Source organism: Variovorax sp. GW821-FHT09B01 (assembly GCF_059418345.1).
Window position 1 is genome coordinate 43,129 of the sequence record NZ_JBWKPQ010000036.1, and the last position, 20,989, is coordinate 64,117.

22 protein-coding genes are annotated in these 20,989 nt (G+C 70.9%); 10 read left to right on the forward strand and 12 right to left on the reverse strand.

What is annotated here, in order from left to right; translation table 11 throughout:
* Window positions 1-46: 46 nt before the first annotated feature.
* The 5 genes from AC07RV_RS43350 to AC07RV_RS43370 form a co-directional block, all read right to left on the reverse strand.
* Window positions 47-898, reverse strand: coding sequence for a hypothetical protein (locus AC07RV_RS43350; RefSeq protein WP_208511588.1), 852 nt, complete (start codon window positions 896-898; stop codon window positions 47-49).
* Window positions 899-901: 3 nt separating this feature from the next.
* A complete protein-coding gene (locus AC07RV_RS43355; RefSeq protein WP_208511589.1) occupies window positions 902-1,606 on the reverse strand; it encodes a TetR/AcrR family transcriptional regulator in 705 nt (234 codons plus the stop codon).
* 181 nt (window positions 1,607-1,787) lie between these two features.
* Complete coding sequence (locus AC07RV_RS43360) at window positions 1,788-2,309, reverse strand: phasin family protein (RefSeq protein WP_296779064.1); 522 nt, start codon at window positions 2,307-2,309, stop codon at window positions 1,788-1,790.
* A 129-nt stretch (window positions 2,310-2,438) separates the two neighbouring features.
* Window positions 2,439-2,888, reverse strand: a complete 450-nt coding sequence (locus tag AC07RV_RS43365) for an acyl-CoA thioesterase (RefSeq protein WP_203203155.1) — start codon at window positions 2,886-2,888, stop codon at window positions 2,439-2,441.
* Between the two features lie 139 nt (window positions 2,889-3,027).
* Window positions 3,028-3,942: a LysR family transcriptional regulator gene (locus AC07RV_RS43370; RefSeq protein WP_093354468.1), complete on the reverse strand. Its 915-nt coding sequence runs from the start codon at window positions 3,940-3,942 to the stop codon at window positions 3,028-3,030.
* A gap of 180 nt (window positions 3,943-4,122) precedes the next feature.
* Here AC07RV_RS43370 and gtdA point away from each other — a divergent pair, with 180 nt between their 5' ends.
* From gtdA to AC07RV_RS43405, 7 genes are all read left to right on the forward strand, one after another.
* Window positions 4,123-5,199, forward strand: a complete 1,077-nt coding sequence (gene gtdA / locus AC07RV_RS43375; protein WP_296779060.1) for a gentisate 1,2-dioxygenase — start codon at window positions 4,123-4,125, stop codon at window positions 5,197-5,199.
* A 66-nt stretch (window positions 5,200-5,265) separates the two neighbouring features.
* Complete coding sequence (locus AC07RV_RS43380; RefSeq protein WP_093354263.1) at window positions 5,266-5,970, forward strand: fumarylacetoacetate hydrolase family protein; 705 nt, start codon at window positions 5,266-5,268, stop codon at window positions 5,968-5,970.
* 11 nt (window positions 5,971-5,981) lie between these two features.
* A complete protein-coding gene (locus AC07RV_RS43385) occupies window positions 5,982-7,235 on the forward strand; it encodes a 3-hydroxybenzoate 6-monooxygenase (protein ID WP_296779057.1) in 1,254 nt (417 codons plus the stop codon).
* A gap of 61 nt (window positions 7,236-7,296) precedes the next feature.
* A complete protein-coding gene (locus AC07RV_RS43390) occupies window positions 7,297-8,280 on the forward strand; it encodes a Bug family tripartite tricarboxylate transporter substrate binding protein (RefSeq protein WP_296779054.1) in 984 nt (327 codons plus the stop codon).
* Between the two features lie 69 nt (window positions 8,281-8,349).
* Complete coding sequence (locus tag AC07RV_RS43395) at window positions 8,350-9,324, forward strand: Bug family tripartite tricarboxylate transporter substrate binding protein (RefSeq protein WP_296779052.1); 975 nt, start codon at window positions 8,350-8,352, stop codon at window positions 9,322-9,324.
* Window positions 9,321-10,673: an FAD-dependent oxidoreductase gene (locus tag AC07RV_RS43400; RefSeq protein WP_296779049.1), complete on the forward strand. Its 1,353-nt coding sequence runs from the start codon at window positions 9,321-9,323 to the stop codon at window positions 10,671-10,673. Before AC07RV_RS43395 ends, AC07RV_RS43400 begins: the two co-directional genes overlap by 4 nt.
* 94 nt (window positions 10,674-10,767) lie before the next feature.
* Entirely contained in the window at window positions 10,768-11,661 is an 894-nt protein-coding gene (locus AC07RV_RS43405) for an acyl-CoA thioesterase (RefSeq protein WP_296779046.1), read from the forward strand.
* Between the two features lie 9 nt (window positions 11,662-11,670).
* Here the strand turns inward: AC07RV_RS43405 and AC07RV_RS43410 are convergent, their stop codons facing one another.
* From AC07RV_RS43410 to AC07RV_RS43435, 6 genes are all read right to left on the reverse strand, one after another.
* Entirely contained in the window at window positions 11,671-12,810 is a 1,140-nt protein-coding gene (locus tag AC07RV_RS43410) for a porin (RefSeq protein ID WP_296779043.1), read from the reverse strand.
* Window positions 12,811-12,964: 154 nt separating this feature from the next.
* Window positions 12,965-13,828: a fumarylacetoacetate hydrolase family protein gene (locus tag AC07RV_RS43415; RefSeq protein WP_296779041.1), complete on the reverse strand. Its 864-nt coding sequence runs from the start codon at window positions 13,826-13,828 to the stop codon at window positions 12,965-12,967.
* A gap of 1 nt (window position 13,829) precedes the next feature.
* Window positions 13,830-15,149 carry a fumarylacetoacetase gene (fahA, locus tag AC07RV_RS43420; protein WP_296779037.1) on the reverse strand — a complete coding sequence of 440 codons (1,320 nt, stop codon included), beginning with the start codon at window positions 15,147-15,149 and terminating at the stop codon, window positions 13,830-13,832.
* A 41-nt stretch (window positions 15,150-15,190) separates the two neighbouring features.
* Complete coding sequence (locus AC07RV_RS43425; RefSeq protein ID WP_203203144.1) at window positions 15,191-15,994, reverse strand: cyclase family protein; 804 nt, start codon at window positions 15,992-15,994, stop codon at window positions 15,191-15,193.
* Window positions 15,995-16,029: 35 nt separating this feature from the next.
* Window positions 16,030-17,016, reverse strand: coding sequence for a Bug family tripartite tricarboxylate transporter substrate binding protein (locus AC07RV_RS43430; protein ID WP_296779032.1), 987 nt, complete (start codon window positions 17,014-17,016; stop codon window positions 16,030-16,032).
* A 60-nt stretch (window positions 17,017-17,076) separates the two neighbouring features.
* The gene (locus AC07RV_RS43435; protein ID WP_296779029.1) at window positions 17,077-18,288 is read right to left on the reverse strand and encodes an acyl-CoA dehydrogenase family protein; all 1,212 of its coding nucleotides are present in this window, start codon (window positions 18,286-18,288) and stop codon (window positions 17,077-17,079) included.
* 261 nt (window positions 18,289-18,549) lie between these two features.
* Between AC07RV_RS43435 and AC07RV_RS43440 the strand changes: the two genes are divergently transcribed.
* The 3 genes from AC07RV_RS43440 to AC07RV_RS43450 are packed head-to-tail and all read left to right on the forward strand — an operon-like array spanning window position 18,550 to window position 20,250.
* On the forward strand, window positions 18,550-18,975 hold the full coding sequence (locus AC07RV_RS43440) for a VOC family protein (protein ID WP_296779026.1): 426 nt from the start codon (window positions 18,550-18,552) through the stop codon (window positions 18,973-18,975).
* 11 nt (window positions 18,976-18,986) lie between these two features.
* Window positions 18,987-19,508 (forward strand): flavin reductase family protein, encoded by a 522-nt coding sequence (locus tag AC07RV_RS43445; protein ID WP_296779024.1) that lies wholly within the window; start codon window positions 18,987-18,989, stop codon window positions 19,506-19,508.
* A 58-nt stretch (window positions 19,509-19,566) separates the two neighbouring features.
* Window positions 19,567-20,250, forward strand: coding sequence for a TetR/AcrR family transcriptional regulator (locus tag AC07RV_RS43450; protein WP_203203139.1), 684 nt, complete (start codon window positions 19,567-19,569; stop codon window positions 20,248-20,250).
* A 13-nt stretch (window positions 20,251-20,263) separates the two neighbouring features.
* Here the strand turns inward: AC07RV_RS43450 and AC07RV_RS43455 are convergent, their stop codons facing one another.
* Complete coding sequence (locus AC07RV_RS43455; protein WP_296779021.1) at window positions 20,264-20,986, reverse strand: GntR family transcriptional regulator; 723 nt, start codon at window positions 20,984-20,986, stop codon at window positions 20,264-20,266.
* Window positions 20,987-20,989: the final 3 nt, after the last annotated feature.

Here is a 20,989-nt window from a genome sequence, read left to right on the forward strand (position 1 = left end):
CAGTACGCAGCCGCGCGTCGACTGGATCCCCCGCCGTGGCCACGGCCTATTCGGACAGGCCGGCGCGCGCGAGCTCCACGTCCAGCCGCTCCTTCGCGTCGGCCGGCTTGAGCGCCGCGGCCTTCTCGTAGAGCCGCGTGGCCTCGGCCATGCGCGCGTCGCCATGCAGCATCAGCAGCGCGCGCGCGTATTCCATCAGCGCGCTGGCCGAATGCGGATGCAGCGCGATGCCGTGCTCGAACAGCTCGACGGCAGTCTCGGCGCGCACGCCGTAGGTCATGCGGCCGACCAGCGCGCCGACCTTGTCGATCACCTCGGCATGGAAGGCGGCGAGCGCGACATGGGCGTCGGCATGGCGCGGCTTGAGCGCGATCACGCGTTCGAGCGCCTCCTTGAGCCGCGTGCCCAGGCCCTGCGCGAGCGCGCGCGCCACGCTGATGCCCTGGCTGTAGCGGCCCATCGCATAGGCCTGCCAGTACAGCGCCTGGCAATCGTCGGGCTCGGCCGCGACCTGCGCGCCGGCGCGTTCCACCACCTGGCGGAACATCGCGAGCCGCACGGCCTCGCGCGGCTCGAGGTAGTTGGCATAGATCGCGGTCGCCTGGTTGGCCAGCGCCAGGCCCTCGGCGCCGTGCAGCAGGCCGATGGCCGCGGCGCGTTCGAACTCGCCGCTGTGATAGAGCGCCCAGCCCTCGGCCAGGGCCTCGTTGTGCTCGGGCGCGGGCATCTCGTGGCCGGCATGCAAGCGCGCCCAGTGCGCGATCAGGCTGCGCGCATCGAAGCGCGGCACGTCGGCGTAGGGCAGCGGCGCCCAGGGGCTGGAACCGGCGGTGCCGGGCGTACCGCCGGCCGTCGCGGTCGACATCAGCGGGAGCGGTTTGAAATCGTGGGGGGACATGGTTCAGGCGGCCATATCGGCAGGGGACGAGGCGGGAGGGCTGCTGGCGGCATCTTCGCCGCCGTAGGCCTGGCCCAGTGTCAGCAAATGGCGCCGTTGCTCGGCGCCGAGATAGGGCGCGAGCTGGTGCAGGGTGTGGCGGGCGCCGCGCAGCAGCGCGGCCTGCGCATGGGCCGGCTCGAGCGCCTGGCGCGGGTTGCGCACGTACTCGTAGCTGAGCCAGTAGGTCAGCACCACCACCATGCTCTGCGCCAGCGTGTCGACCTCCTGCGCATCGATCTCGAGGTGGCCGGCGCGGCCCAGGCCGGCGATCAGCTGGCGCATCGCGCGCACCTTGTGCTTGAGCACGAGTTGGAACTGGGTCTCGAGGTGCCGGTTCTTGCTCAGCAGGTCGTTGAGGTCGCGGTAGAGGAAGCGATGGCGCCAGATCAGCTCGAACAGGCTGTGCATGAAGAACCAGGCGTCCTCCACGTCGTGGATGCCCTCGCTCGCATGGAGCAGCTCGCCGAGCTCGGTCTCGTAGCCCTCGTAGAGCTTGTTGATCAGCTCTTCCTTGGCCGGGTAGTGGTAGTAGAGGTTGCCGGGACTGATGTTGAGCTCGCCGGCCACGAGCGTGGTGGAGACGTTCGGCTCCCCGAAGCGGTTGAACAGGTCCAGCGCGGCTTCGAGAATGCGTTGTGCAGTGCGGCGTGGCGCTTTCCTGGCCATGTCGGTGCTCCCGGGTTGTCTCTTGGAAACACTCTAGCGCAGGAACGCCGCGCGAAGCGCGCAGGGGGACATTGATTTGCGGGGCACTGCGTTTGTGCAGTGCCGCATGCGCGTGGCGCCGTACAGCGCCTCATTGCGCATTCGGCGCCGGAATCGGCCGCTTCGAGGCCGGAAAGCCGCTTTATTCGGTGCCGCTCGATTTGTTGCGCCGCACCGTGGCCTTGCGTGCCGGTGTCTCGACCGACTTGGCGTGGCGCGCGGCGCGCGCACCGCGCGCCGGACTGGCGGCGGGTTTCGCGGTGCCGGCCGCGCCGCGCAGGGCGGCCAGCTCGGCCTCGAGCGCCGTCACGCGCGCCTGCAGCGCGGCCACCTCGGCCGGCGGCGGCATGCCGAGCTTGTCGAGCGCGCGCGCCACGCGCTCCTCGAAGATGTTCTCGAGCTTGCCCCACTGGCCCGCGGCCTTGGTGCCGAACTCGTTCGCGAAGCCGGCCATGCGGGCCTGGGCCTGCGACAGGGTTTCCTCGGCCGCCTGCTGGGTGCGCTTCTGCATGCCCGCGCCGTCCTTGACCAGCGACTCGAAGGCCTTGCTGCCCTCCTGCTGCATCTTGGCGAAGGCGCCGAGGCCGGCCAGCCAGATCTGCTGCGCGGAATCCTTGATGCGGTCGGAGGTCTTGTCGAAGCGGTCGTCGTCCTGGGTGGCCATGTGCGGTCCGAATGGGTGGGAAGCGGGAAAGAGGCGGTCTGCCGGAAACCGCCGAACTCTAGCCGCGCGGGCCGCGTGCGGTTAGAGCCTTTTGCCTATTCAGGTCTTTGCGGGTCCTTGGCGGGCCGCTCAGGGGTTGCCCGAGGCCGCGCGGCTCGCGTCGAGGTGCGCCCGCGCGCGCTCGGCCAGCGCCATCTCGCCCGGCGTGCCCGGCACGTAGGCCTCGACCGGCAGCGGCCGGCCGTGCGAGTCGACCGAGACGAAGACGATCAGGCACTCGGTGGTCTTCTCCATCGCGCCGCCCTTCATGTCGCCGCTGCGCACCTCGACCGAGATGTTCATGCTGGTCTTGCCGGTGTAGGCCATGCGCGCCTCGACCTCGACCAGGTCGCCGATCATGATCGGGCGGTGGAAGCGGATGCTGCCGATGAAGGCGGTGACGCAGTAGCGCTTGGCCCAGCTCGTGGCGCAGGCGTAGCCGGCCTCGTCGATCCACTTCATGACCGTGCCGCCGTGGACCTTGCCGCCGAAGTTGACGGTGTTGGGCTCGGCGAGGAATCGCAGGGTGATGGAAGACATGCTGTGCCTTTGTGCTTTCGGGAAGGGGCCGTGGGGGCCGGGACGTGGGGGAGGCGATTATGCGAGGGCGCGCATGACGGTTCGGCCGCCGCCCGTCGTCCAGGCATGCCCGCCGGGCCGCAAGCTCCATGCCACCGGCTCAGGCCGGGCCCGCCGCCTCGCCCTCGTTGAACAGCTGCGCCAGCGTGCGCCGCAGCCAGGCATTGCCGGCGTCGGCATGGAAGCGCTCGTGCCAGTGCTGCTTGACCGCGTACGAGGGCAGTTCGAACGGCGGCTCGAGCAGCTGCACCGGCTCCTGCGTGGCCAGCACCTGGCCGAGGATGCGCGGCACCACCACCAGCAGCTCGGTGTGGGCCACGATCCGCGCCACGCTGAGGAAGCTCGACAGCCGCGTCACCACGTGGCGCCGCAGCCCGAGCCGCGCGATGGTCTTGTCGACGATCGCATGGCCGGTGCCCGAGGAGGCCACCACCGCGTGCGCCTCGGCCTCGAAGCGCTTGCGCGTCAGCCGGGCGCCCACGCGCGGATGGTTGCGCGCCGCCAGGCAGACGAAGTTCTGCATGAACAGCGTCTGCTGGTAGAAGCCGGCCTCGAGCTGCGGCATGAAGCCCACCGCGAGGTCGACCGCGCCGTCCTCGAGCCGGCGGCCGCTCTCGGTCGAGATGATCTCGGTCTCGATGCGCACGCCCGGCGCCACGTGCCGCAGGTGGTCGAGCAGGCCCGGCAGCAGCACCACCTCGCTGATGTCGGTCATGCAGATGCGGAAGCTGCGCTCGGCCGTGGCGGGGTCGAACACCGCGCGGCCGCCCTTGGCGCGGTTGAGCCGGTCGAGGATGTCGAGCACCAGCGGCTGGGTCTGGCGCGCATAGGGCGTGGGCTCCATGCCGCGCGAGGTGCGCACGAACAGCTTGTCGCCGAAGTGGGTGCGCAGCCTGGCGAGCGCCGTGCTCGCGGCCGACTGCGAGATGCCGAGTCGCTCGGCGGCGCTCGAGACGTTGGCGGTCTTGTAGACCTCGTCGAACACCAGCAGCCATTCCAGATCGAGTTGTGCCATGGGCGCGGCCCTCGTGGTCTGCGGCCCGCGGGCCACCATTATCGAAAAACAGGATCGGAGCTATCGCCGGTCCCCCATTGCGCCAATAGTAGTGCGGGCGGATGATCCCGTTGATTCGGAAGTTCTAACCAGGCCGGCGCCCGAAGTCGCCGCCGCGCCATGCACCGCGAGAGACACGCCATGAACCCCTCCACCGCCCGCGCCGCGCCCTCCAATGCGGATGAGCGCCGCGACTACTACGACCGCATCCGCCCGCTGCACCTCACGCCGCTGTGGGAATCGCTGCATGCGCTGGTGCCGCGCGAGCCGCAGACGCCCTGCGTGCCCGCGCTGTGGCGCTACGACGAGATCCGCCCGTTGCTGATGGAGTCGGCCGACCTCATCACGGCCGAAGAGGCCGTGCGCCGCGTGCTGGTGCTCGAGAACCCGGCGCTGCCCGGCAACTCCTCGATCACGCAGTCGATCTATGCCGGGCTGCAGCTGATCATGCCGGGCGAGGTGGCGCCCTCGCACCGCCACGTGCAGTCGGCGCTGCGCTTCATCGTCGACGGCCAGGGGGCCTACACCACGGTGGGCGGCGAGCGCACCACCATGTACCCGGGCGACTTCATCATCACGCCCTCGTGGGCCTGGCACGACCATGGCAACGAGGGCATCGAGGGCGTGGTGGAGCCGGTGGTCTGGCTCGACGGCCTCGACATCCCGATGCTGCGCTTCTTCGACGCCGGCTTCGCCGAGAACGACGACGCCAAGGTGCAGCACGTGGCGCGGCCCGAGGGCCACAGCCTCGCGCGCTTCGGCCACAACATGGTGCCGGTGCGGCACGACCACGCGTCGCAGACCTCGCCGATCTTCAACTACCCCTATGCACGCAGCCGCGAGGCGCTGGCGCAACTGCAGAAGCAGGAAGCGCCCGATGCCTGGCTGGGCCACAAGCTGCGCTACATCAATCCGCTGACCGGCGGCTCGCCGATGCCGACCATTTCCACCAACCTGCAGCTGCTGCCCAAGGGCTTCGCGGGCAAGACGCACCGCGCTACCGACGGCAGCGTCTACAGCGTGGTCGAGGGCCATGGCAGCGCCGAGATCGCGGGCCAGCGCTTCGAGTTCGGGCCGCGCGACACCTTCGTCGTGCCCTCGTGGGCGCCGCTCACGCTGCATGCGCCCCACGGCGATTGCGTGCTCTTCAGCTTCTCGGACCGGCCGGTGCAGCAGGCCATGGGGATCCTGCGCGAAGCCTTCCTCGAGAACGCCTGAGCCCCGGCCCCCTTTCGTTTTCTTCCTTTCCCTCGACCGTTGCCGCCCCACGCGGCAGGAGCCCTCATGTCCTTCGTCTTCACGCCCCCTTCCATCGTCGGCCTGCCCATCGTCGGCAGCGACAAGCAGTTCCCCGTGCGCCGCGTCTACTGCGTGGGCCGCAACTACGCGGCCCATGCGCGCGAGATGGGCTTCGATCCCGACCGCGAGCCGCCGTTCTTCTTCTGCAAGCCCAACGACGACGCCTCGGTGGTGCCGGTGGCCGAGGGCGCGACCGGCGCCATTCCCTATCCGGCGCTGACCGCCAACTACCACTACGAGGCCGAGCTGGTGGTCGCCATCGGCAAGGGCGGGCGCGACATCCCGGTCGAGCAGGCCGCGAGCCACATCCACGGCTATGCCGTCGGCCTCGACATGACCCGCCGCGACCTGCAGATGAAGATGCGCGAGCAGGGCCGGCCGTGGGAGATCGGCAAGGCCTTCGACTTCTCGGCGCCGATCGCGCCGCTGCGCACGCTGGCCGAGGTGGGCGAGATCAATGCCGGCGAGATCCGCCTCGAGGTCGACGGCGAGGTGCGCCAGAAGAGCGACATCACGCACCTGATCTGGTCGGTCAACGAAGTGATCGCCAACCTGTCGACCCTGTTCGCGCTGCAGCCCGGCGACCTGATCTTCACCGGCACGCCCGAGGGCGTGGGCGCGGTGAAGCCCGGCCAGACGATCAAGGTCAGCATCGAGCGGCTGCCGTCGCTGAGCGTGCGCATCGACTGAGCGAGCCGCGCATGAGCCCGACCCCTTCCCCCACCGTGCTGCTGGTCGGCGGCGGCATCGGCGGCATGGCCGCCGCGCTGGCGCTCGCGCGCCTGGGCGTGTCGATCGACCTGCTCGAGCAGAGCGCCGCCATCGGCGAGATCGGCGCCGGCCTGCAGCTCGGCCCCAATGCCTTCGCCGCGCTCGACGCGCTGGGCGTGGGCGAGGCGGTGCGCCGGGGCTCGGTGTTCACCGACCGGCTGGTGATGATGGACGCGGTCGACTGCTCGGAAGTGGCTTCGGTGCCGGTCGGCGAGGCCTTCCGCGCGCGCTTTCGCAACCCCTATGCGGTGAGCCATCGCGCCGACCTGCACGGCGCGATCCACGAGGCCGTGAAGCAGCATCCGCTGATCCGCTTCCACACCTCGGCGCAGGTCGAGACCCTCGACACCCGGGGGCAGGGCGTGGTGGCGGTCACGCGCGACGGCCGGCGCTTCCAGGCCGATGCCATCGTCGGCTGCGACGGCGTGAAGTCGGTGGTGCGCGCCGCGCTGATCGGCGACGCGCCGCGCGTCTCGGGCCACGTGGTCTACCGCGCGGTGGTGCCGGCGGCCGACATGCCGGCGGACCTGCGCTGGAACGCGCCCGTGGTCTGGGCCGGCCCGAACTGCCACCTGGTGCACTACCCGCTGCGCCATGGCGAGCAATACAACCTGGTCGTCACCTTCCACAGCCGCGAGCGCGAGGAATGGGGCGTGACCGACGGCAGCAAGGAAGAGGTGCTGTCGTACTTCGAGGGCGTGCATGCGCGCCCGCGCCAGCTGCTCGATCGCCCGACCTCGTGGCGCCGCTGGAGCACCGCCGACCGCGATCCGGTCGAACGCTGGAGCGAGGGCGCAGCCACGCTGCTCGGCGATGCGGCGCATCCGATGATGCAGTACCTGGCGCAGGGCGCCTGCATGGCGCTCGAGGACGCGGTGACGCTCGGCGAGGCCGTGAAGGCCTGCGACTTCGACCTGCCGGCCGCCTTCAGGCTCTACGAGGCGGCGCGCGTGGCGCGCACGGCGCGCGTGGTGCTGTCGGTGCGCGAGATGGGCCGGCTCTACCATGCCAGGGGCGTGGAGCGCCTGGTGCGCAACAGCCTCTGGACCGGCCGCACGCCCGAGCGCTTCTACGATGCGGTCGAGTGGCTCTATGCCTGGCGGCCCGAGCGCTGCCTGGACGACGCGCCCGAGGCGCTGCGCCCGGCGGCACGCACCGAGGCCACCGCGCTTTCGCCGCACTGACACCCGACGCCTTCAAGATCCACAACCATCGAGGCCCCAGGCCCACCGGAGACAAACGACCATGAACTTCCCGCGCGCACTGCTGACCGGCCTCCTCGCCCTGACCTCGCTGGCCATGGCCGGCGGCGCGGCCCAGGCCGGCGACTATCCGAACAAGCCCGTGACGCTGGTCACGCCCTTCGCGGCCGGCAGCGGCCCCGACGCGGTGCTGCGGCTGGTCTCCGACAAGCTCTCGCGGCTGTGGAACCAGCGCGTGCTGATCGACAACCGGCCCGGCGGCGGCGGCTTCATCGCGATCGACCAGGCCCGGCGCGCCGCGCCCGACGGCTACACCCTGCTGCAGCTCGACAGCGAGCACGTGGCCGCGCTGCCGCACCTGTACAAGTCGCGCAACTTCGTGACCTTGCAGCACTTCGACCCGGTGGCCTCGCTGTTCCGCACGCCCTTCTTCGTGGCCGTGGGCAGCGATTCCAAGTGGAAGACCATGGCCGACCTGATCGCCGCCGCCAAGGCCGATCCCGACGCCATCGTCTACGGCTCCTGGGGCGTGGGCAGCCCGGGCCACCTGGGTGCGCAGCAGCTCGAGGCGCTGACCGGCATCCGCATGCGCCACGCGCCCTACCGCGAGGTCTCGCAGCTGTATTCGAACGTGGGCACCGGCGAAGTGCCGTGGGCCTTCGCGAGCATCCCCTCGAGCCAGGGCATCTACAAGGCCGGCAAGCTGCGCTACATCGCGGTGGCCGCGGCCAAGCGCATTCCGCAGATGCCCGAGGTGCCGACCATGGCCGAGGCCGGCGGCCCGGCCGGGCTGGAGGTCAACTCCTTCGTCTCGCTGCTCGCGCCCAAGGGCGTGCCGGCGGCCATCAAGGCGAAGATCAACGCCGACGTGGCGAAGGTCATCGCCGACCCCGAGATCCGCGCCCGTTTCGACACCTTCGCCTTCGAGCCGCTGGCCTGGTCGCCCGAGGAGATCGAGCGCCAGGCCGAGGCCAAGTCCAAGGTCTACGGCGAGCTGGTGCGCAGGGGCAACATCAGCCTCGAATAGCGGCCCGTGCCTTGCTTGGGGCAGTTAAGCTGCCCGCCTGTTTTGACACTTTTTGACATTTCTTCCTCCATGCAAGCCACCAAGAGAGCCCTCCTGATCGCCTGCGGCCTGGCCGCGGCCACGCTGCCGCTGGCCGCGAGCGCGCAGGCGCCCGCCTGGCCCACCAAGCCCATCCGCCTGCTCGTCGGCTTCCCGGGCGGCTCCACGCCCGACATCGCCGCGCGCACCATCGCCGAGCCGCTGTCGAAGGCGCTGGGCCAGCCGATCGTGGTCGACAACAAGCCCGGCGCCTCGGGCAACATCGCGGCCGACACGGTGGCCAAGGCCAGCGACGACCACACGCTGGGCGTCGTCATCAACGGCAACCTGACCTCGTCGAAGCTGCTCTATCCGAAGCTGCCCTACGACCCGGCCAAGGACTTCACCTACCTCTCGCTGCTCGCGACCGCGCCGCTGGTGCTGGTGGCGCAGAACAACCTGCCCTCGGGCGAGGCCTTCTTCGACGCCGGCCGCAAGGCGGGCAACAAGTGGAACTACGGCTCGGTGGGCATCGGCTCGGTCGGCCACCTGGGCATGGAGCTGCTCAAGAGCCGCGTGCCGGGCTTCAACCCCGAGCACGTGCCCTACCAGGGCAATCCGCAGGTCATCACCGGCATGCTCGGCGACCAGATCCAGATGGGCCTGATCCCGCCCGGCGTGGCGATGCCGCAGATCAAGGCCGGCAAGCTCAAGGCCATCGGCCTGACCGCCGGTCGCAGCGCGCTGGTGCCCGAGGTGCCGCCGCTGGCCAACGCCGGCGTGCGCGACTTCAACCTCGAGGTGTGGGTGGCGCTGCTGGGCCCGGCCAACCTCTCGAAGACCGCGCAGGCGCGCATCGGGCGCGAACTCGAGGCGGTGATGAAGCAGCCCGAGGTGCGCCAGAAGCTGTTCGAGCAGGGCTGGCAGGCCGTGGGCACCTCGCCCGACGGCATGCGCGCGCGCGTCAACGACGAGGCCGCGATCATGACCAAGATCATCTCGACCAAGGGCATCACTCTCCAATGACGGCTGCAATGACGATGGCCGAGCCGTCGCGTTCGCTGCCGGTGTTCGGCAGCTACGACGTGGTGGTGGTCGGCGGCGGTCCGGCCGGCATCGCCGCCGCCGTGAGCGCCGCGCGCCACGGCGCGAGCACCCTGCTGGTGGAGCGCTACGGCTTCCTCGGCGGCATGGGCACGGCGGGCGGCGTCACCAACTTCGCGGGCCTGTACGGCAAGCGCAGCGGCCAGATGACGCAGCTGGTGCGCGGCGTGGTCGACGAGCTGGTCGAGCGCATCGTGGCGCTCAACGGCATGAACGACCCGCAGGACGGCATGGGCGGGCGCATCCGCGTGCGCTCGTACGACACCTCGGCCTACAAGCTCGCGGCCGACCAGTTGCTCGAGGCGGCCGGCGTGAAGCTGCTGTTCCATGCGCTCGCGGCCTCGGTGATCCACGACGGCGAGCGCATCGCCGCGCTGGTGGTCGAGACCAAGTCGGGCCGGCAGGCGATCCGCGCCAATGCCTTCGTCGACGCCAGCGGCGATGCCGACGTGGCGGCCTTCGCGGGCGTGCCCTTCGAGGTCGGCGACGGCCACGGCAGCGGCCTGTTCCCGACCACCATGTTCCGCATCGGCCAGGTCGACGCGCCGGCCGCGCTCGAGGCGGTGGGCGAGTTCAAGGCCATCAACGACTTCATGGCGCGCGCCGAGGCGAGCAAGCCCGGCGCCTACCGCTTCCCGCGCGAGGGCGCGATCCTGCGGCCCAACAAGGACCCGCGCGAATGGCGCGCCAACGTCACGCAGATCCGCAATTCCGAGGGCCGCGCGATGAACGGCGTCGACGCGCGCGAACTCACCGAGGGCGAGCTCGAGGGCCGGCGCCAGATCGCCGAGTACTTCCGCTTTCTCAAGGCCGAGGTGCCGGGCTTCGCGCAGTCGGCCATCGTCGAGATCGCGCCGCAGGTCGGCATCCGCGAGACGCGGCGCATCCAGGGCCTGTACGCGCTCGAGCGCGAGGACATCCTGTCGTCGGCGAAGTTCGACGACGCCATCGGCCTCAATGCCTGGCCGATGGAGATGCATGCCGACGGCCGCATCGAGTGGGCCTTCCCGCGCGATGCCGACAACGCCTACAACCACCTGCCCTGGCGCATGCTGGTGCCGCGCACGGTCGCCAACCTGCTGGTGGCCGGCCGCTGCGCCTCGATGACGCACGAGGGCCAGTCGGCCGCGCGCGCCAGCGGCGGCTGCTTCGTGATGGGGCAGGCCGCGGGCACGGCGGCGGCCACGCTCGGCAGCGGCGCGTTCGCCGACGTGGACGTGGCGGCGCTGCAGGCGAAGCTGGCGGCGGACGGGGTCGACCTGGACCGCTGAGGAGGCGGCAGGGGCGCCCGAAGCGCGCGCGACAGCCGCCTGGCCCCATGTTTGCTATCGTTTGCGGCTCTCTCTTTTCGTCCAGCCGCTTCCGATGACCCCCGATCCCGCCACCGCCGCCCGCCTCGTCGACGACCTCGTCGCCCTCATGCAGCTCGAACCCCAGGGCGGCGACCGCTTCCTGGCGCAGAGCGAGGACATCGGCACGCCGGCCGTGTTCGGCGGCCAGGTGCTGGGCCAGTCGCTGATGGCGGCCAACCTCACGGTCGGCGCCGATCGGCCCGTGCATTCGATGCACGCCTACTTCCTGCTGCCGGGCGAGCATGCGCCCATCGAGTACAGCGTGGACCGCGTGCGCGACGGCCGCAGCTTCACCACCCGCCACGTGGTGGCGCGCCAGCAGGAGCGCATCATCTTCGAGATGTCGGCCTCGTTCCAGACCGTGGACGATGGCGTCGAGCACCAGATCGACATGCCCGAGGTGGCCGGCCCCGAGGGCCTGGTCAGCGAGCTCGACCAGCGCATCGCGCTCGGCGACCGGCTGCCCGAGCCCTGGCGCAGCAAGGCGATCGAGCCGCACGGCATCGAGTACCGCCGGGTCCAGCCCGACGACCTGCTCGCGCCGGTGCCGCGGCCCGCGTCCGACAGCGCGATCTGGCTGCGCGCCGTCGCGCCGCTGCCCGACGACCCGATGGTGCACCGCGCGCTGCTGGCTTACGCCTCCGACCACGGCCTCTTGCGCGCCGCGATGCTGCCGCACGGCCTGAGCTTCATGACCGGCCAGGTGCGGCCCGCGAGCCTCGATCACGCGATGTGGTTCCACCGCGATTTCCGCTTCGACGACTGGCTGCTCTACGTGCTCGATTCGCCGAGCGCGAGCGGCGCGCGCGGCCTGTGCCGCGGCAGCATCTACACGCGCGACGGCCGGCTCGTGGCCTCGACGGCGCAGGAAGGCATGCTGCGCATCCGGGCGCTGAAGAAGGGCTAGACCCCGGCCTCAGAAGGTGTGGGCGATGCCGAGCTCGAAGCCCGTCGACCGGCCGCCCGCGAAATTGCCCGCGTTGACCGCGGGCCCGCCGGGCAGCGCCATGAACGACTGCCCGCGGTTCTCGATGCGTGCCGCCTGGGTGTAGAGCGTGGTGCGCTTCGACAGCGAATGCGCATAGCCCAGCACCCACATCGCACCGCCATTGCCGTCGACGGGACCGGCCACGGTGCCGGGCGCGAGCTGGGTCGTGACCGTGCCGTACAGCCGCGTGCGGCCATGCGAGAGCTGGATCTTGCCGCTAGACACCGGCACCGTCGCGGCCAGCATCCAGTTCGCCTGCCGGCTGCCGGCCGCGCGGAACTGGCGCCAGGTGCCGGCCAGCCGCACGGCGCCGAAGTCCCAGGCCAGGGTGGCGACCGAATCGTCGAGCCGGTTCGTCGGCGTTCCGGCGCGCAGCTGCACGTCCGAGACCGCATGCGCGACCGCCGCGCTGAAGGGCCCGCCGGCGTTGTAGCCGAGCCGGATCAGCCGCAGCCGGGCCGCGCCGGTGGCAACGGTCTCGTTCTCGCGCGGGGCCAGGGCCAGCGTGCCCGAGAAGCCGTTGAGGCTGGGGCTGAAGTACTGCAGCATGTTGCGCGCGTAATGCAAGGTGGTGTCGTTCTTCGAGAGCGGGCCGAACACCGAGCGCAGCGGGCCGTTCTGCAACGTGTCGTAGAGATTGCCCGAGCTGCCCATGCCGATGTTGAGCCAGGGATCGTTCTCCATCCAGGTGACGTAGACCGGATGGAGGTCGTAGCCCAGGCGCAGCGTGCCCCAGCCGCGGTCGAGGATCTCGACGTAGGAGCCGCGGTTCCAGAACTGGCCCGGCATGCTGGTCGAGCCCACGTTGCCGGTGTCGACGCCGATCAGGGTCTCGAGCTTGATGCCCACGCGCAGGCCGCCGCCGAGGTCCTCCGAGCCGCGGATGCCGAGGCGGCTGGTGCGGTAGCCGCCGCTGGACAGGCTGTCGATCGAGCCGACGCCGCTGTTGCTCACATGGCGAAAGCCCGCGTCGACGATGCCGTAGAGCGTGAGCGACGACTGCGCCTGGACCTGCGATGCAAGGCCCGCGCACAGGGGCAGCGCGAACCGTAGAGCTCCGAACTTCATGATCTCCTCCTTGGGGTGGCGTGGAATGGGCGACAGCGCTCCGCCCAGGGGCGATGCGCCCCTGGGGTGTTGTTCTTCGCGGCCCGCGGGCCGTGGATGGGGAAGGCGGCGCCGGTGCGGCGCTAGGGTCCCGGCTTCGGGAAGGCGCGGGCCTTCACTCGGGCGCGGCCTCGGCGGCCACGGGGTTCGACAGCAGGCCCACGCCTTCGATCTCGATCTCGATGCGGTCGCCGGGCTTCATCCACACCGGCGGGTTGCGCGCATAGCCCACGCCCGAGGGCGTGCCCATGGCCACCACGTCGCCGGGCTCGAGCGTCAGTGCCTCGCTCAGCAGCACCAGCGCCTGCGCCACCGTCACCAGCATGTGGTCGGTCCGGTCGCTCTGCATCAGGCCGCCGTTGAGGCGCGATTCGATCCGTAACCCGCTCGCGCCGGGCGGCAGCGCCGAGGCCGGCACCAGCCAGGGGCCGAAGGCGCCGGTGCCGTCGAAGTTCTTGCCGATGGTCCATTGCGCGGTGCGGCGCTGGTAGTCGCGCAGCGTGCCGTCGTTGAAGCAGGCGTAGCCGGCCACGGCGTCGAGTGCCTGCGCGGGCGTGAGATGCCGGGCGCGGCGGCCGATGACCACGGCGAGCTCGGCCTCGAAGTCGAGCTTGTCGGATACGCGCGGGCGTAGGAGCGGTGCCTCGTGCGCGATCAGCGAGGTGGCGCCGCGCAGGAAGAAGCTCGGGTAGTCGGGCGCGGCATTGCCGCCCTCGGCCGCGTGCGCGGCGTAGTTGAGGCCCAGGCAGATCACCTTGCCGGGGCGCGCCACCGGCGTTTCCCAGCGCAGCCGCGCGGGGTCGAGCAGGGTGGCGCGCGACAGCATCGCCGCGCCCGGTCCCGAGGCCACGAGCGCCTGCCAGGCCGTGTCGTGCGCGCCGGCCGGCACCTCGGCGCCCAGGCCCCAGAGTTCGCCATGGCGTTCCACCGCCCACTGGAGGACGCCATCCGCGGGCGTCACGCGTGCATAGCGCGCCATGTCAGAGGCTCCCCGCCGGATGGGCGGCCAGCACGGTGCCGGCCGCTTCGCCGAAACCCACGCGCGCGCGCCCCGGCGCCTCGCACCAGCCGCGCAGGATCACGCGGTCGCCGTCGTGCAGGAAGGCGCGGCGGTCGTCGCTGTTCGCCAGCGCGATAGGCTCGCGGCCGCGCCGGCTCAGCTCGATCAGGCTGCCGGCCTCGGGCGCGGTCGGCCCCGAGATCGTGCCGGTGCCCAGCAGGTCGCCCGCGCGCAGGTTGCAGCCGCCCACCGTGTGGTGCGCGATCATCTGGCCGATGCTCCAGTACTGGTGGCGGAAGTTGGTGCGGCTCAGGCGCGAGGCCGGCTTGCCTTCGGGCTGCAGCCAGGCCTCGAGTTCGATGTCGAGCGCGCCCGCGGCGCGATGGCCCGCGGACTCGAGATAGGGCAGCGGCTGCGGATGATCGGCCGGCCGGCGCCACGGCACGCTGAATGGCGCCAGCGCATCGAGCGTGACGATCCAGGGCGAGAGCGTGGTCGCGAAGTTCTTGGCCTGGAACGGGCCCAGCGGCGTCATCTCCCAGGCCTGCACGTCGCGCGCCGACCAGTCGTTGAGCAGGGTGAGGCCGAACACATGGTCCATCGCATGGGCCAGCGCAACGGGCGTGCCGCGCGCGTTGCCCCGGCCGATGACCACGCCGAGCTCGAGTTCGTAGTCGAGCATCTCGCAGGGCCGCAGCACCGGCGGCTCGTCGCTCGAGGGCCGGGCCTGGCCCCAGGGGCGATGGATGCGCTCGCCGCTCACGCCCAATGACGAACTGCGGCCGTGGTAGGCGATCGGCATCCACTGGAAGTTGGGCGCGAGGCCCGCGGGCGGGTTGCGCAGCCGGCCGCCGTTCTCGGCATGGTGGATCGAGGTGTAGAAGTCGGTGAAGTCGCCGACGCGGATCGGCAGCGCATGCTCGATGTCCGCGAGCGGAACCAGCGCGGCCTGCAGCGCCGCGGCCTTCGGATGCGGCTGCTGCGCATCGAGCAGGTTCACCAGCGCATGGCGCAGCGCGCGCCACGCGGGCGGGCCCAGCGCGAGCAGCTCGTCGAGCGTGGGGCCGCCCGCGGCGCTCGCGGCCTGGCCGGCCAGGCCGTCGAAGCAGCCGCGCGCCTGTGCCTCGGCCAGGCACAGGGCCTGGTCGCCGATCGCGACGCCGCCCTGGAACGGGCCGTTGCCGCCCTTGCGGCGGAACACGCCGAACGGCAGGTTCTGCAAGGTGAAGTCGCAGCCGGGCGCATGCGCGGACGCGACGATGCAGCGGCGCGCGGGGTCGTGGGTGAAGTCGAGTGCCATGGAATCCTCGCTGGAGTGGATGGACGGTGCGTGGACGACGATCAGCCCGCGTTCAGGCGCTCGTCGAAGATCGCGACGGCGCGGGTCCAGCCGGCGGAGGCGCTGCGGATCTTGTGCGGGAAGCAGGCGACGTGAAAGCCGTCGGCGGGCAGTGCCTCGAGGTTGTGCAGCTTCTCGAGGTGGCAGTAGCCGATGTCGCGGCCGGCCTTGTGGCCTTCCCAGATCAGGCCCGCGTCGCCGGTCGCCTCGTACTTCTTGGCGGTGTGGACGAAGGGCGCGTCCCAGCTCCAGCCATCGGTGCCCGTGAGCCGGATGCCGCGCTCCAGCAGGTACATGGTGGCTTCGTAGCCCATGCCGCAGCCCGAGCTCACGTAGACCGGATCGCCGTAGAGCGCGCCGGCGCGCGTGTTGATCATCACGATCTCGAGCGGTCGCAGCGCATGGCCGATGCGCGCGAGCTCGGCCTCCACGTCCTGGGGCTGGACCACGTAGCCGTCGGGCAGGTGGCGGAAGTCGAGCTTCACGCCGGGCTGGAAGCACCACTCGAGCGGCACCTCGTCGATGGTGATCGAGGGCCGGGGCTCGCCGAGCGCCTTGTCCATCGTGCTGTGGAAGTGATAGGGCGCATCGAGGTGCGTGCCGTTGTGCGTCGACAGCGACACGCGCTCCACGGCCCAGGCTTCGCCGTCGGGCAGGTCTTCCTTCTGCAGCTTGGGAAAGAAGTTCGTGAGCTGGTGGTGCGAGTTCTGGTGGTGGAAGTACTCGATCTTCGGGCCCTTGCCGGGCGGGTCCGAGAGCACGTCGTTCTCGAGGTAGATGGACAGGTCGACGAACTTGCGATGCATGGCGGTCTCCGAGGTGGGGTTCGTGGGGATGGGGGTCATTCGGGCGCGATGCCGGCCGCGGCCAGTGCCTTGGCCCACAGCGGTTCCTGGTCCTTGATGAAGCGGGCGAACTCGTCGGCCGACATCGGCATCGGCTCGCCGCCGAGGCCGCGCAGGAAGCTCGCGGTGTCCTCGCTCGCGAGGATCTGCTGCAGGGTCTCGTGCAACTTGTCGACCACGGCCCTGGGCGTGCCGACCGGCACGACGAAGCCGCTCCAGCCCGTGAACTCGGTGGCGCCGGGCAGCACCTCGCGCAGGGTGGGCACCTCGGGCAGCAACGCGGAGCGCTGCGCCGAGGTGACCGCCAGCGCCTTGAGCTTGCCGGCGCGGATCTGCGGCAGCACCGCGCCGAGGTCGGTGAACAGCAGCGGCATCTCGCCCGAGAGGGTTTCGACCACCGCCTGCGGGCCGCTCTTGTAGGGCACGGCGACGATGTCGATGCCCGACGCCTGCTTCACGCTCGCGCCCGCCACCGCGCCGGTGGCATGCGAGTAGGCGTACGACAGCTTGCCCGGGTTCGCGCGCGCGTAGGCCAGCATCTCGGCGAAGCTGCCGAACGCGCTGCCGCGGGAGTTCGTGACGACCGCGGACGGTATCTGGAACAGGCTCGCCACCGGCACCATGTCCTTGCGCGGATCGAAGGGCAGGCGCTTGAACATGTGCAGGGCCGCCACCGTGTTGGTGTTCGAGATCTGCGTGATCGTGTAGCCGTCGGGCGCGGCGCGCAGCCCCTGGGCGAGACCGATGGTGCCCGCCGCGCCGACCACGTTGTCGACCACGAAGGGCTTGCCGAGCGCCAGGCTCATCTTGTGGGCGAGGTGACGCGTGACCGCGTCCGCCGTGCCGCCGGCCGGGAACGGCAGGATCAGCCGCACCGGCCTGGCCGGGTAGGCCTGGGCCCAGCAGCCCAGCGCGGGAAGGCCGAGCGCGAGTGCCGCGAGACTGGCGCGAAGCCAGCCCCGGCGTTGCATCGAAGAAATCATGTCTCCTGCTCCTTGTGGTTGCCGGCGCATCGAGGCTGCCGGTCGGGATGAATCGAAGGTCTAGACGCCCAATCCGGGCATGCCGCTCGGCAGGCCCAGCCGCACCCGCCCATAGGCCGGGCCCGACACGTCCCACTGCAGGCCGAACTGCGCGGCGCCCGCATGCACGTCGCGCCACATGCGCTGGATCGGATCGGTCTCCTGCAGGCCGGCGCCGCCGGTGCCCGCGAACACCAGGTCGACGGCCTGCGTGACGAGGCGCGCGCAGAAGGCCGAGTCGCGGCGCAGGCGCGCGCCGAGGGCACCGGGGATGGCGGGATGGCTCTCGAGCGAATCCATCGCATCGCACCAGCTGCGCCGCGCGACGAGCTGCGCCGTGTCGAGCAGCGCCTCGACATGGGCGACGCGGTCCTGCACGCCCGGCAGCTCGGCCTGGCTGCGCGCACCGACCGTGGTCTTGCGCTGCCGCGTGCGTTCGACGTACTCGTTGGCCGCCGCGCGCGCGGCGCCGAGCAGCACCGGCAGCAGCACGAAGCCGCCGACGCCCTGCATGGTCACGCGGAACAGCGGCGCCGCGTGCAGGGCCAGGCCCGGTGCCTGCGCGGCGGCGACCTCGTCGAAGGACAGGCTGCGGTAACCGGGCACGAAGGCCTTGCCGACGGCGACGTCCTTGCTGCCGGTGGCGCGCAGGCCCACCACGTGCCAGGTGTCGAGCACCTCGTAGTCCTCGCGCGGCAGCAGGAAGTAGCGCGGCCGCGGCGGCTCGCCGGGCGCGTCGCTGGCCATGGCGCCGAGCACGCACCAGCCGCAGGGATCGATGCCGCTCGAGAACGGCCACTGCCCCTCGAGCTCGTAGCCGCCGTCGACCTGGCGCGCCGTGCCGCGCGCGAAGATGTACGAGGAGCCGACCAGCGTGTCGGGCGAGGGGCCCCAGACCTCCTGCTGCGCCCGGTCCGGCCAGAGCGCGAGGAACTGGTGGTGATAGGCCAGGTTCGACAGCACCCAGGCGCTCGAGGCGCAGCCCTGCGCGATCTCCGCGCAGATGTCGAAGAAATCGGCCGGGTGCAGCTCGGCGCCGCCCACGCGCGCCGGCTGCAGCGCGCGGAACAGGCCCGCGCGATGGAAGTCGGCGATGGTCTCGTCGGGCACGCGGCGCAACCGCTCGGCCTGCGCGGCGCGTTGCCGCAGCACGGGCTGGAGTTCGCGCGCGCGCCGCAGCAGTTCGCTGGCGGCGGTGTCGGATGAAGTGCGGGAGGGAGCCTGTGTTTGCATGGTGGACGCGGCGGGTGGTGAGTCGTTGCGTCCGGATGCTAGTGATAGAACTATCAATTATTGATAGGGTTATCACCATGCGTGCGGGCATCCAACGCATCCTGAATCAATTGTTAATGCCTTGAATGAGGCATCTGTCCTGCAGGCACTCAGAAAGGTGGCAGGATATTTTGGTGATAACCCTATAAAGAAAGAGCGGGCCGCTCGATACGATTCCCCAAGGCCGGCAATCGCGCCCCAGGCCACTCACGGGAGTTCTTCATGGGCATTCGCAGACTCGAACACTTCAACATCCGCACCGAACGGCTCGAGGCCACGCTGGATTTCTATACGCGCGTGCTGCTGCTGCGCGACGGGCCGCGGCCCGGCAATCCGCCGCGCGCGACCGGCGCCTGGCTCTACGACGCGGACGACGTGCCCGTGGTCCACGTCACGGCCTTCGACCGCAACGACGCGCAGCGGCTGGCCTGGATCAACGACTACCTCGGTCCGCGCGACCCCGATTCGCTGCACGGCAGCGGCGCCATCGACCACGTGGCGCTGCTGGCCGAGGGCTACGAGGACACCATCGCGCGCTGCCAGGCGCTCGGCGTGCCGTACCGCGAACGGCTGGTCGCGGCGCTGGACCTGCGGCAAATCTTCGTCACCGATCCCAACGGGATCTCGATCGAACTCAACTACCGCTGAGCCGCCACGCCATGCACGCAGCCACTCCTTCCGCCATCGACCGCCGGCAGTTGCGCGACGTCTTCGGCGCCTACATCACGGGCGTCGCCGTCATCACCACGCTCGACGCCGAGGGCCGCCCCTGCGGCGTGACGGCCAACTCGTTCAGCTCGGTGTCGCTCGATCCGCCGCTGGTGCTCTGGAGCCAGGCGCTCAATGCGCGCAGCTTCCCCGCCTTCAGCCGGCACGAGCGCTTCGTCGTGAATGTGCTCGCGAAGCACCAGCGCGAGCTCTCGCAGCGCTTCGCGACGCCGGGCGCCGACAAGTTCGCCGGCGTCGAGTGCCGCCCGGGCATCGGCGGCCTGCCGATCCTCGCGGACTGCTGCGCCCATTTCGAATGCCGCAAGGTCACGACCTGGCCCGGCGGCGACCACGCGGTGTTCCTGGGACTGATCGAGCGTTTCGAACGCTCGGCCGCCGAGGGCCTGGCCTTCGGCGGCGGCCGCTACCTGGTCACGCGGGCCCATGCGGAGGCGGCGGGCGCACCCGGGTGAACTGGTATCGTGCCGGCTCCCGCCGCACCGGCACCGGCCACCTTCCCAGCGATCTCGCATGCCTCGCGCCCCTTCCGCCTCCAGACCCTCGGATTCCGCGGCCCCCGCCACCGGCGGCGTGGTGCGCCTGCGGCGCGCCGACCGCGAGCGCGAGATCGTGCAGGGCGCGATCCAGTACTTCGCCGACGTCGGCTTCGCGGGCGACACCACGGGCCTGGCGCGCCAGCTCGGCGTGGCGCAGCCGCTGCTCTACCGCTACTTCCAGAACAAGGAGGCGCTGATCGAGCGCGTGTTCCAGGAGACCTTCCTGTCGAACTGGAATCCGCTGTGGGAGGAAATGATCCTCGCGCCCGAGCAGGCCGTCGCGCAGCGCCTGCTCGAGTTCCACCGCGACTTCGCGCGCGTGCACCTGCGGCGCGAGCGCGTGCGGCTGTCGCTGTTCTTCGCCCTGCACGGCTGGGACATGTCGCCGTATTTCCGCGTCATGCGCCAGCGCGTCTACGAACCGATCGCGCTGTCGCTGCGCCAGTACACGGAAGCCGGCCGCGACGGCCAGCCTTTCGCGGTGCAGGAGATCGAGCTCGCGAAGACGGTGGTCGAGAAGATCCAGTACCACGGCATCCGCCAGTGGGTCTACGGCCTGCCGGTGCCCGAGATCGAGCCCGTGATCCAGGCCAGCGTGGCCAGCCTGCTCGACGGCGTGGGCGCGGTGCTGGGCAAGCCGGCGGCCAAGTCCTCGTGAGCGCGGGCGCCTTCTAGGCGCCGTTGCTCAGGGCCAGCGGCGGATCCTGCGCGACCGCGCTGCCCGCGCGCTCGTCGAGCACGCGCTGGTAGTTGTCGCGCAGCAGGATCCCCGCGTAGTACACGTGCTCGCGCATGAGCTGCTCGGCGCGCGCCGCGTCGCCGTCGATCACGGCCTGCACGATGCGGTGGTGGTCGTCGTGCGAACGCAGGATCACGCCGTGGTCGTGCCACAGCATGATGCGGTCGGAGGCGAAGGGCACGGCCTGCGCCTGGGCGCCGAAGCGCACCACCCACGGATTGCGCGCGCCCTGCATCAGCGTGTTGTGCAGCGTCACGTTCATCTGCTGGTAGGGCGCGAGGTCGTCGAGGAGCAGCTTTCCCTTGGCCAGGATCTCGTCGCCGGTGCGCAGGCAGTCGCGCAGCAGCGCGGCGGTCGCGTCGTCCACGCCGAGCGCGGCGAAGCGCCGGCAGGCCAGGCCCTCGAGCACCGAGCGCACCTCGTAGGCGGCCAGGATGTCCTCGAGCGCGAAGGCGCGCACCAGGTAGCCCTTCTTCGGCTGGTGATCGATCAGCCCTTCCATCGCCAGCGCGGCGAGCGCGGCGCGTACCGGCGTGCGCGACACCTTGAGGGTCTCGGCGATCGGCACCTCCTCCACCCGCGTGCCCGGCGTGAGCCGTCCGTGCAGGATCCAGGTGCGCAGCGTCTCGGTGACTTGTTGGGAGAGTGTGTCCATGTC